General features: G+C 37.9%; 13 protein-coding genes. 9 read left to right on the forward strand and 4 right to left on the reverse strand.

Annotation, left to right across the window (positions count from 1 at the left end; genetic code table 11):
• Window positions 1-210: hypothetical protein (locus tag H1P_RS26190; RefSeq protein WP_144873094.1), on the reverse strand; the 210-nt coding region annotated here is incomplete at its 3' end.
• A gap of 246 nt (window positions 211-456) precedes the next feature.
• Between H1P_RS26190 and H1P_RS26195 the strand changes: the two genes are divergently transcribed.
• The 9 genes from H1P_RS26195 to H1P_RS26235 all read left to right on the forward strand — a co-directional run bounded on the left by H1P_RS26195 (window position 457) and on the right by H1P_RS26235 (window position 9,108).
• Complete coding sequence (locus H1P_RS26195) at window positions 457-1,167, forward strand: DUF4114 domain-containing protein (protein WP_144873097.1); 711 nt, start codon at window positions 457-459, stop codon at window positions 1,165-1,167.
• Window positions 1,168-1,341: 174 nt separating this feature from the next.
• A complete protein-coding gene (locus H1P_RS26200; protein WP_144873100.1) occupies window positions 1,342-2,583 on the forward strand; it encodes a sensor histidine kinase in 1,242 nt (413 codons plus the stop codon).
• A 95-nt stretch (window positions 2,584-2,678) separates the two neighbouring features.
• Window positions 2,679-3,128 carry a phosphatase domain-containing protein gene (locus tag H1P_RS26205; RefSeq protein WP_144873103.1) on the forward strand — a complete coding sequence of 150 codons (450 nt, stop codon included), beginning with the start codon at window positions 2,679-2,681 and terminating at the stop codon, window positions 3,126-3,128.
• Window positions 3,129-3,807: 679 nt separating this feature from the next.
• Window positions 3,808-4,527, forward strand: coding sequence for a GIY-YIG nuclease family protein (locus H1P_RS26210; protein WP_222427246.1), 720 nt, complete (start codon window positions 3,808-3,810; stop codon window positions 4,525-4,527).
• Window positions 4,528-4,744: 217 nt separating this feature from the next.
• On the forward strand, window positions 4,745-5,392 hold the full coding sequence (gene parA / locus H1P_RS26215) for a ParA family partition ATPase (protein WP_144873106.1): 648 nt from the start codon (window positions 4,745-4,747) through the stop codon (window positions 5,390-5,392).
• Entirely contained in the window at window positions 5,376-5,591 is a 216-nt protein-coding gene (locus H1P_RS26220; protein WP_144873109.1) for a hypothetical protein, read from the forward strand. The genes parA and H1P_RS26220 overlap by 17 nt, the downstream gene beginning before the upstream one ends.
• A 77-nt stretch (window positions 5,592-5,668) precedes the next feature.
• Window positions 5,669-6,409: a hypothetical protein gene (locus H1P_RS26225; protein WP_144873112.1), complete on the forward strand. Its 741-nt coding sequence runs from the start codon at window positions 5,669-5,671 to the stop codon at window positions 6,407-6,409.
• A 468-nt stretch (window positions 6,410-6,877) separates the two neighbouring features.
• Window positions 6,878-8,866 (forward strand): hypothetical protein, encoded by a 1,989-nt coding sequence (locus H1P_RS26230; protein ID WP_144873115.1) that lies wholly within the window; start codon window positions 6,878-6,880, stop codon window positions 8,864-8,866.
• 29 nt (window positions 8,867-8,895) lie between these two features.
• Window positions 8,896-9,108 carry a hypothetical protein gene (locus H1P_RS26235; protein WP_144873118.1) on the forward strand — a complete coding sequence of 71 codons (213 nt, stop codon included), beginning with the start codon at window positions 8,896-8,898 and terminating at the stop codon, window positions 9,106-9,108.
• An 8-nt stretch (window positions 9,109-9,116) separates the two neighbouring features.
• Here the strand turns inward: H1P_RS26235 and vapC are convergent, their stop codons facing one another.
• The 3 genes from vapC to H1P_RS39530 form a co-directional block, all read right to left on the reverse strand.
• Entirely contained in the window at window positions 9,117-9,512 is a 396-nt protein-coding gene (vapC, locus tag H1P_RS26240) for a type II toxin-antitoxin system tRNA(fMet)-specific endonuclease VapC (protein ID WP_144873121.1), read from the reverse strand.
• Complete coding sequence (locus tag H1P_RS26245; protein WP_144873124.1) at window positions 9,512-9,775, reverse strand: hypothetical protein; 264 nt, start codon at window positions 9,773-9,775, stop codon at window positions 9,512-9,514. Before H1P_RS26245 ends, vapC begins: the two co-directional genes overlap by 1 nt.
• A 206-nt stretch (window positions 9,776-9,981) precedes the next feature.
• Complete coding sequence (locus tag H1P_RS39530; protein WP_144873127.1) at window positions 9,982-10,422, reverse strand: phospholipase D-like domain-containing protein; 441 nt, start codon at window positions 10,420-10,422, stop codon at window positions 9,982-9,984.
• Window positions 10,423-10,868 lie beyond the last annotated feature (446 nt).

Consider the following 10,868-nt stretch of genomic DNA (forward strand, 5'->3'; position numbering starts at 1 on the left):
TTCTTCTATAATGAATTGTTTTTCTTTTAAACCAGCTTCCAGTTCAAGAGCTTTTTCTTGCCATTTATCTCTACTTAAAGAAAGATCTCGTACTTTTATCTCCATGGCTCTGAGCTTTTTTTGTTTTGATAAAGCTCTTTCTTTCCATTTTTCTCTCCCATCTTTAAACAGGTAGACTAAACGTGTTTCACTACTTTTATAACCTTTCATTAAGTACGAAAAACTAGAGCGAGTTTAAACTATACATTTTAACCCTTAAATATAGCAAACTTTTGCAGCAATCAATCTATAATTGTTTCCAGGTAAGTTGCATGAATTTGTTCGCGATCGCTTTGACCAAAATCAACACCCTAGACTGTAACCGAATACGAATATGACGAAGCAGGAAATTTAATTGATATTAATGATTCGGAATCCTGGTTAGCAGGGGAAGGACAAGCTTTACCTGGTTTGATTATGGCAGCTAATCCCGAAGTGGGGACAGCTTATTATCAAAGATTCGATATTGGGGAAGCCGAAAACCAAGCTGAAATAGTAGAATCCAATCTCGATCTGGTTGTTAATGGGGAAAATTTCGAGGATGTCATTAAAATTCAGGAATTTTCTGTCCTTGAACCAGAAGAATCTGATTTTAAATATTATGCTCCTAGTGTGGGTTTAATATTGGAAGAGGAAATTAATGAAGATGGCGATAAAATCTTTTCTTCTTCTCTACAAGAAATGGCTGATTCAGAAAGCAACGCATTTATTAATTTTCTAGATGCAGAAACCACTACTACAGTCGATGTTAGTGCTGTTGCTAATTCTGCTTTCGATAATGTCGGTGGCTTTTATCAAGCCATTGATACTCAAGGTACAGCGATCGATCCTGTAAGTGGTGCAGAAATAGCAGTAGGAGATGCAGGTTATGAAATTGCTGCTAAGAGTTCTAGTGTGGGAGAATTTGGCGTAACTACAGGAGAAACTTGGGAATTAGACGCTGGTTTTGTTTACATACCTTATCTGTTAGCAGATGGTGCTGATTTCTTGACTGGTTTTGCTGAAGCGAACATTGATGGCTTGAATCATGTACAAGCTGTTGGGGAGCAAAACTTTGGTTTTGAAGATTTAATTGGTGGCGGCGATAATGACTTTAACGACTTTATTATTAATGTTGAAGGAGTTTAATTTTGTATCCTGATTGCTAGTAAACTTCATCCAGATAGAAAATTAAAGTTTTGTTTATTGAAATAATAAATCATTGATTTTCTGTTTTGATGCGTGTTCCCAGTCACCAGTCCCTCTAAACATTAGAACTGTTATGAAAAACTCCTGATTTCAAATCAGATACGGTTTAATTGTATGTTCCAAAAAACGCGCTCGCAGTTAATATTAGCTTATGTAGCAGTGTTAACTGTGATTCTTTCTGTGTTTACGATTGCTGTACGCTTTACTTTTACTCGTAGCTTAAACCAACAGTTAAATCTTAGATTGTCAAATTTAGCCAAAGCAGCAGCTTTCAATATGGATAATGAAGATGGAGAATTAGAAACGGATGAAGATGAAATATTAGTCGGACAAGCACAAGCTATCGAATGGTTTGATCTTGAAGGAGAAAGAGTTGGACAGCAAGGAGAATATGAACTAGACTTTCCCTTGGATATCGAGCAATTATCAGAGAGCCAAAATCATCCTGACTCAATTCGTAGTGTTGCCATACCTGTTTACAGTCTGGAAGATGAAACTGAATTAATTGGTTATGTGCGAGTCAGCCAATCATTAACTGAATTAGATAATACTCTGCGTCGCTTAGACTATGGTTTAGGTAGTGGAATCGCAATTTCCCTTTTACTCAGTGGTGTTGGTAGTATTTGGTTGACTCGTCGCGCTATGCAACCGATTGAAGAGAGTTTTGCCAGATTAAAACAGTTTACGGCTGATGCTTCCCATGAACTCAGAAGTCCTCTAATGGCAATTAGAACGAATGCTGATGTGGCTCTTAAATATCCTGAAGGAATGCGAGACACTGATGCAGAAAAGTTGACTGCTATTTCTTCTGCATCAGATCAAATGACTAGATTAACGGAAAATTTATTACTGTTAGCACGTAGCGACCGCGTATCCAAACTACAAACAAAAGTGATTAATTTACGTCTTATTTTATCTGATTTAATACAATTACACAAATCTCAAATTGAAGAGAAAAAGCTGACTTATCGACAACAATTAGAAGCAGATTTATTTGTCTTAGGGGATGAAATACTGCTTAAACAACTATTTAATAACTTGTTGCAAAATGCTATTCACTATACTGCTACAGATGGTGTAATAACTCTCGAAGCTCAAAAAAATAATCAAAATTCTATTACAGTTAAAGTAAGAGATACTGGTATAGGTATTGCACCAGAACATTTAGACCAAATCTTTGAGCGATTCTGGCGAGTAGATAAATCTCGTTCTTATCAAACTGGGAAATCAGGATTAGGATTAGCAATTGTCAGAGAAATTATTCAGTTACATAGAGGAAACATTTTTGTAGAGAGTCAGTTAGGAATTGGTAGTTGTTTTATAGTTCACCTCCCCGTTAAAGTTTCTCAATACTGATAACTTTAGTCTTTAGTAATACATTATTTCTCACGGGGTGACAAGCAAGAATTCTGACCTAATCAATCATGATTAATTTAATGGAGTTTATATAAATGTCAAACAAGATTTCATACCCTGATTATGTTTGGTGGCTCATACCAGGAAAACTTGCAGGGATGTCTCGCCCCCCGTTAGAAGATTTACCTCAACTCTATCAAGCAGGTATGCGGGGTATTGTCTCTGTTATGGATGAGCCTTCAGGAATTGAAGAATATAAAGAGGCAGGATTTCAAGCTCTCTGGCTACCAATCACAGGGGGAAAACCACCAACTGTAGAGCAGGTGAAGCAGTTCATTCAATTTGCCGAGCCATTAATTGAAAATAATCAGCCAGTAGTAGTTCACTGTACCAGTGGCAACCGCAGAACAGGAACTTTACTTGCTGCTTATTTGGTTGCTCAAGGAGAAAACCCAGAAAAAGCCATCTCACTTGTTCAAGAGGTACGTCCTACAGCCGAATTAAGGGATGCTCAGAGAGAATTTTTATTTAAGCTGAAAATGTAGCACTACAACGAGTGATTGACTTATATTTCTTGAGATTAACTCAGCTTATACGTATTCCAACTCTAATGCCGATAATTGCGCGACTCGGTAGTTTAGATAGCAAGTAAATTAAGGGTTATAGCAATTGGAAATTTTTGTCTGACAATAAGTAAAACATTGTTATAAATTATAATGACATCATAGTCATTTCGCTTTGTAGAGTAGAGCGAAAACCTGATGTTTTGACAATTATAATGACATTATGTCTAACACCGTTGTAAATATAAGTAACGTTATTAAACGCAGTTTAATAACTATTGTCAATTTTTAAATATGCTTCAACCTACTTTGACAAAATAATTGTCCGATGTCGAATATCTTGTAGTAATTCAATTGGTAAGATCGCTCATTTATCTGCTCAATCTAAAATATTGTTGTAAAAAATAAAATACACTGTCAAACATATTTATTTATATAAGCTCTTTATCCTCCACAAAAAAAAATAAATCATTTAATTATAAATTAGTACAATATGTATAACAGTGTTATTGCAATACATATATTTGTATGGAGTCATGTTTTATAAAGCACGCAATTAGCCAACCATCAAGCAGGTTATCAAAAAAATAAGTTAATCTATAGTTAAACTTGTAAGACATAACGCAAGACATAGTTAACTTATTAACATATGTTGTAAAACATGACTAAAAACTCAAACAGTGAAAGCATTACAATTCGCTGTCCCTCTCAGATAGTAGATAGTATTAACCAGCAAGTAAAACAGACCAAGCAGAATAAGACTGATGTGATAGTTGGGATGCTATCTAACTCCATACCCAGCTTACATATTACAGAAAGAGCCAAGCTACCCTCAAAACCTGGGATATATTTCGTTTACACACCCGACCATAAAATACTGTATGTAGGTAAAGCTGATAATCTACGAACTAGATGGAATAGCCATCATCGTTATCAGTATTTTATCGAGACATCTATAGAAAGTAGAATTGGTTATTTTGTCTTAGATTCTGTTGATAACCTCGATGAGATTGTTGAAGAATTTAATACAGAACCCCTGACAACTATTGCCAGTAAAGCATTAGTAACCAGCGACGAATTAGAACAAGTAAAACAAGAACTAGCTATCCTCAAACAACAATTTACAACCACCTTCAGAGCCTTAGCCGAATTAGGACTCTCTGATATAGCTAAAAGATTAGAAGCATCCTTACCCCCTCGTGGGTTACAAGAATGGACATACGATAATTCAGATAAACGAGAAGGTCTGACTCGTAGCGAACTGATTAAGCGAGTAGGTTTCGGTTCAACCAAAGAAGCGCGAGAATGCACTCAATATTCATTCCGTAGAAGACACTGCTTATCTAGAAGAGTTAAGCGGATGGTCACTGCGACCAATTGAAGAAGGAAGTTCTAGAACCAGATTTTTTCCTCGCAACTAAATGAGAGTTTTAAACAGGGTTTGAGTATTTACTCAAATGAAGTTTTGAAGTTTTACTCAAAAAATAAATGTTGAGCTAGACTTAGTTGAGCTTTGAGTATTTACTCAAATGAAGTTTTGAAGTTTTACTCAAATGAGTAAATAAATTAGAGCCAATTAAATTCATGAAAAAACCGATATGGCAACTGTTATAGCGATTCTCAACCAAAAAGGGGGGTCTGGAAAAACCACAATTGCCAGCAATTTAGCTCATGCTTTATCTCTAGATAAACATAAAGTGCTGGTAGTAGATTCCGACCCACAGGGAAGCCTGAGAGACTGGAATGAAGCCAACGATGCCGAAATATTACCCGTAGTGGGACTAGATCGAGAAACCCTACCCAAAGACCTCAAAGCCGTATCGGGAGGATACGATTTTGTCATCATCGATGGTGCGCCACAAATAGCTAAAATGAGTGCTGCTGCGGTCAAAGCAGCCGACTTAGTGATTATTCCCGTACAACCAAGCCCCTATGACATTTGGGCTTGTGCCGATTTAGTAGATATTGTCACGGCGCGACAGGAAGTAACAGACGGCAAACCACCAACTTATTTTCTGATAAGCAGAGTCATCAAAAACACCAAACTAAGCAGTGAAATCAAAACAGCCCTAGCAGAATACGAGCTACCAGTTCTCAAAGCTGCCACCACTCAGCGAGTAGCTTACCCCACCACCGCATCAGAAGGACTGACCGTTTTCAAAGACCCGAATAGCGAAGCAGCCAAAGAAATCAGCGCGATTAAAACAGAAATATTGGAGGTGTTAGGACATGGCATTACAGGCTAAAAAAACGCGACGGAAGCGACAGGAAAAAGAAGCAGCTTTAACCGAAGCCACCAAAGAAGAAACCAAACGGTTAAACGCCGAGATTCCCAAAACCCTGCATAACAAATTGAAAATGTTTGCAGCTTCAAGAGAAACTAAAATTACTGATGTGGTGATTAAAGCTCTAAATGAGTATATGAGTAAAAACTCAAATGAGTAAAACTTCATTTACTCAAAACTTCATTTGAGTAAACCCTATCAAATACACAAGTCCGAGAAAGAATAGCGGAACGAGGTATGTTACGCAAAGAACCGCCTTTTACTAACAGCGAAGAAACAAAGCAAGAAAGGAGGGACATTGTTTCTGCTTACAATAAAATTTATTACTCCAAGGGGGAGATGCCAGAAAAAATTGGCGATTTGAGAGAGCTTCTTAAAATCAAATACGAACAATTACATAGCAAAAAGATGAGCGATAAAAAGCTAGACGAATTCGCTTATGTTTGGCATCCAAAATACAATTTTAGAAAAGATAAAGACGTTGAAAATCAGAAATATTTTCAATCCTATGGCTGCTTAACTGGTAACTATTATCCTTCCACTACCTCATTTGATGAAGGAACATTAGTGACGAAACGAGGGGTGTTGCCAGCTACTATAGCTAAAGAGTTTCCTCAAAAGTTAAAGGAGTTGAAGTCGGTTAAAAATTCCGAGCGTCAATTGTACGTTTGTTGGTTGCGTGGACAGCCAGAACCACCTTTTTACAACTGTATGCTTGTTAAGCCCATGAGGTTTATTCCGTATCATCTTCTCAAAGAAAGCGCATTCTTTAAAGTGCGTGGCATCGTTACTCGAATAGAATCTGAGAAAACTTTTCTCAAAGTACAACGAAATCAAGGCAAGAAACCAGATTTGACAGCTTTTGAACTACTGGTTTTAGACTGTCCTAAAGGAATGAAGGTAGGTGAATTTTGGAAAATTGAGGCGAAATTCCAAGAAGGGTTCTTATGCTGTAAACAGGCGAAGCAAGTAAAGTAGCAAAATTTGAGTATTTACTCATTTGAGTATTTGAGTAAAACTTCATTTACTCAAATGAAGTAGAAAACACTTCCAAAATCGATAGGAGATTCAAAGCTGATTTTTTTCTGAAACAGCGCAAATATCTGCATGGCTGCGTTGTTAGGGAGTTTGATGTAGCGATTTTGAAAAATTAAGGGTTGTTTGCAGAGCGGTAGGGGCGGTAAAGTTTTAAGTAACTACCCAAAAAACTAAATACCTCTGGTAACAAGCTCTGACTCTATCTGATAACGAGCCTCTGGCTCTAGCTAAAAGTGAAGTTTTAAGCGATTAAACCAAAAAATTAAATATCTTCTTTGGTAACAAGCTTTTAGCAAACAGATAAGCCTCTTTGGCTTATAACCAACCCCGCTCATACAATTCTAACGCTCTGTAATTTCAATATAGCGGAAAGTGGCTTCAGTTACCAGAGGGGAAAGGTAACAAGAAGTGAAAAAAAACACCGCCAAAACTAACCAACTCCCCAAAGACCCCCAAGGACAGCGATTTATCGCTTGGTTTCCTCACAGATGGAACTTTATCGAAGCCGACGAATTTGACTCCAACCATCCCAAAATCAGCAGAAAAGCCCGCCGTCAGGCGTGGCAGAAAGCCCGAAAAGCAGCCAAATCTAAAGGTAAAAGCAAACCCAACTGGCGCACCGAGACAGAATACGAAATAGAGCCAGTAGTGCTGTGGTATCGCTGGAAAGACTTCAACGACTTAGTAGGAGTCAGTTTCGATAAGCAAACCCTCTATGCCGTAGCTGACATAGATCGAGGTAGTTCCATACACCCTTACAACAACGAAAAAGCCTTTCGCGAGTGGTTACGCTCCTTTGAAGATATCGGGTTACACAACTACGTAATCATCCGTTCCAGCTTCAGCGACGGATTACATATCTATTTTCCCCTACCCGAAAAAACTGGTACATTTAACCTAGCCTGTGCCTTACAAATTTGTTCCGAGAAAGCAGGAATCAAAGTAAAAAGTGGCGAACTAGAAATCTTCCCCAACACCAAAAGCTTCTGTAAATACAAACCTACCGCTTACAAAGCTCACAGACTGCCCTTGCAGCCCTATACAGGCTCAGTAATCCTAGATAATGACTTGAACCCCATTGGAGACTCTACGGAGCTATTCTGCGACCAAATGGAGTGGGCAGCAGCCAGACAAGATATGAAAGCTCTGGAAATTGCCTGTAACGTAGCCAGAGAAATCATTAACTTCCGTCGTTTTGGTACTAGAAACAAAACCCAACTCGCTAAATTCAAACGGGACTTAGAAATTATCATCGCTGAAGGATGGACGGGTAAAGGTCAAAGCAACTTTCTCCTCGGTAAAATAGCAGCCTACGGCATGATTTTTACAGAACATGAAGGAGAAGAACTCGCCAACTACATAGCCCAAACAGCGATCGCTTGTGATGGTTATCAAGAATATTGCAACCACCACGACGACATTAAGCGTCGAGCCAGAGATTACGGTAAAAGTGCCGAAAGATACTACTGGAAACCAGGAACACCCCGCAAGCGTGCAGGAACATATCGAAGTAACTTTTGTAACTTCACCAACTCCAACCCTAACCACAACCAACAAGTAGCAGAAAAAGCACAAAATCGAATTATAGACGGGGTAAACAGCTTGCTATCCAAGGGCATCAACTTAATAGTTACAGGAATAGTAGCCTTTAGAAAAGCCTTAAGAGAAGAAATACAGAAGCTGCATGGAGTATCGGTCGGTATCGCAACCTTGAAAAAATACAATCATTTATGGCATCCCAAAGAAAAGGGAATTGTTTTAGGGACAGTTTCATCAACATCTATGGTCACAGAACCAGAAATTGAAATTGAAGAAAAACCAGAAATTGAATCAGATATTTCTGTAGAAACCAGTGACATTGAAGAAAAAATCCCAGAGCCAACTCCCGACCCTCTTCACCCAGAAACCACTCCAGTAAAAGAGCCAAAACACAGTGAAATCAAGGGATGTACACACCTCAATAGTCAAACCGCCAAAACAGAAACGCCAAAACACAGTGAAATCAAGGGATGTACACACCTCCCCTTATATGAAGGTTTGAATAGCCTGGATGCGATGGTCGGAAATTATTTTTTATATTCAGGGCAAACTGTTAGCGGTTTAATCGGATTCAAAAACTCTCAAAATTCTCAAGTGAGAACTTTAGAACCAAACGAACTTGTTAAACTAATTTCTACCTATCACAGCAGCGATTTACGAGACGAACCGCCATTGAGAAAAATTGTTTACGTTCAACCAATCGAACGAGCTAAACAAGAGCAATGGGAAGATGAAGCAGGAATTGCAGTATTTTTAGATCGGTTGGAAAAACTAGAACTTTTATCCGAACCAAACCAAAAAAAAGAACCAAAAAAGCAAGAAATCTACAAAATAAACAACAACAAATCTACAAAATAAACAACAACAAATCTACTCAATCGATTAGCATGGCTTATACCCCTAAATCCGCAGCGCATCCGCAATCGAGCGATAAGCAAATTTTATATTGTAAAAAGTATTATTTAGAGCTACAAGAGCGTCATCCAGAGTGGAAAGCCTTTGAAGAGGAACGGCGATCGCCAGAATACAGTCAAGCCAAGCAAGAAGCTAAGGCGCGAATCCGCGATATTTTGAAATATAAAGGCAGATGTAGGCAGTAACTAGAGTTTTATTCCCAATCTTCCCAACTTAACCCAGGAACACGGCTAAATTCTCTGGTATTGTGGGTTACTAAGATTAATTTATGATTTAAAGCGATCGCAGCAATTTGTAAATCATTCGAGCCTATAGGCGTACCCTGTTGGGCTAAATAAGCGCGAATATCACCATAAACCGAAGCTGCATCATCATCAAAAGGCAAAGAAGTAAAGAGGTTTAAAAATCGTTGTTGATTGGCGAGAGTACGCTGAGGGTTATTACTTCGCATCGCTCCATAAAACAGTTCTGCTTTGACAACAGCACAGACATAGATATCATTGGCGTTTGTCGCTTCTAGCTTTTTCTTGACAGCAGGAGAACGTCCGTTAAGATAGCGGATACAAACATTGGTATCAAGAAGATACATTACAACAGTTCATCTAAATCTTCATAAATACCCTCAGAGTCTACTTCGATGGGGTCGTCTTGACAACTGCCATAAGTTTGGTCAAAAAATCCTGGGGGATAACCTTTACCGATTGGAGCAGGTTCGACAGCTTTAATAGTAATAGTAAATTCGGCATCTTTAAGATTCACGGGAACATCAAGATGCAAAATACCATTGGCATCACTGCGAGAACGTACATTAATTGTTTCCATAACTTCCGACTCCACAACTGCAACCATCATACTGACATTTTAAAATACGCAAAAGAAGTCCACATTAGGATAAGGCTAGCTAATTAGTACAGCACTAACTTTCAACATCAGCCAAACTTATCTAAGACAATGATGCACCAATTCATAAGGTTTTGTGCCATTTAGTAGATCAAACGACGCTTTGGATTTTTAGCTGACAATTAACAAAAAATCTTCGAGATTAATATTTAACCCAGTTACTTTTGTGATGACTGGGTTTTTATAATAATGCGCTCGCTTCTTTTAACGGAAACTTTTCGAGTATGTTTTTTGTGGTTTAAGCTATCTCTATTATCTAAACTAGGTGCATCTTCAAATCTTCTAATACAATCTTCAATAATGTTTTTATCTTTAGTTATTAAGCCTAATTCTCGTTCTGAACTGTGACAATCAGAGGTGAGAAAGTTATGGCTACCAATCATTGCTAAAGAGCGATCACATACTAAAAACTTCTCATGAGTACCCAGTAATTTTAAATTTAACTTTGGATATTGTTTTTCTAATTCAAAAAATTTTTCTATTTGACCATAACCCCAATTATTTCCCTCATTTCTAGCAATTTCCCGAAATTTCTGACGACTAATTGGAATGTGTTCTATTTGTTTAATATCTTTTAAATGTCCCCATCCAATATCTATACACCCACCAGATTCAAGAAAATCTCGACAATATGGGCTAAAACTAGCGAAGCTGCTAGGAGGGGCGACCTAGGGTGAAACCCTTACAGAGTAAGGGTTTCACCATCTATTCGCGTTCGCTATCATTTGTTGATTTTTGCAGCCTTTGACTACTTCCTGCAAAATTAGGAATTTTTGTCAAAGCTAATAAACGACTGAAAAGCATACAGGGTATATATTGTAGCAATCATTCATTCAGCAAGCTCTTTACTGTCTCAAACACTAAAACCTGCAAAATTATTTCAAAATGTTAAAGATTGCCCCTCATGTCACTCTCGCTGATACTGTTGGCGAAAGTAATCATTTAAAGCTTCAAGAGTAATACCTACCAGTTAAGTAGTACAAAAGACTTAATAACCAAGAAAAAGAACTATGGCTTACTTCCAAGTAATACAAGGTGTCAGGTA

Source organism: Hyella patelloides LEGE 07179 (assembly GCF_900659865.1).
Taxonomy (GTDB): domain Bacteria; phylum Cyanobacteriota; class Cyanobacteriia; order Cyanobacteriales; family Xenococcaceae; genus Hyella; species Hyella patelloides.

Coding starts and splice junctions, on each gene's coding strand:
- H1P_RS26195 (WP_144873097.1), top strand. CDS start 457: ATGGCAGCTAATCCCGAAGTGGGGACAGCTTATTATCAAAGATTCGAT.
- H1P_RS26200 (WP_144873100.1), top strand. CDS start 1,342: ATGTTCCAAAAAACGCGCTCGCAGTTAATATTAGCTTATGTAGCAGTG.
- H1P_RS26205 (WP_144873103.1), top strand. CDS start 2,679: ATGTCAAACAAGATTTCATACCCTGATTATGTTTGGTGGCTCATACCA.
- H1P_RS26210 (WP_222427246.1), top strand. CDS start 3,808: ATGACTAAAAACTCAAACAGTGAAAGCATTACAATTCGCTGTCCCTCT.
- parA (WP_144873106.1), top strand. CDS start 4,745: ATGGCAACTGTTATAGCGATTCTCAACCAAAAAGGGGGGTCTGGAAAA.
- H1P_RS26220 (WP_144873109.1), top strand. CDS start 5,376: ATGGCATTACAGGCTAAAAAAACGCGACGGAAGCGACAGGAAAAAGAA.
- H1P_RS26225 (WP_144873112.1), top strand. CDS start 5,669: ATGTTACGCAAAGAACCGCCTTTTACTAACAGCGAAGAAACAAAGCAA.
- H1P_RS26235 (WP_144873118.1), top strand. CDS start 8,896: ATGGCTTATACCCCTAAATCCGCAGCGCATCCGCAATCGAGCGATAAG.
- vapC (WP_144873121.1), bottom strand. CDS start 9,512: ATGTATCTTCTTGATACCAATGTTTGTATCCGCTATCTTAACGGACGT.
- H1P_RS26245 (WP_144873124.1), bottom strand. CDS start 9,775: ATGATGGTTGCAGTTGTGGAGTCGGAAGTTATGGAAACAATTAATGTA.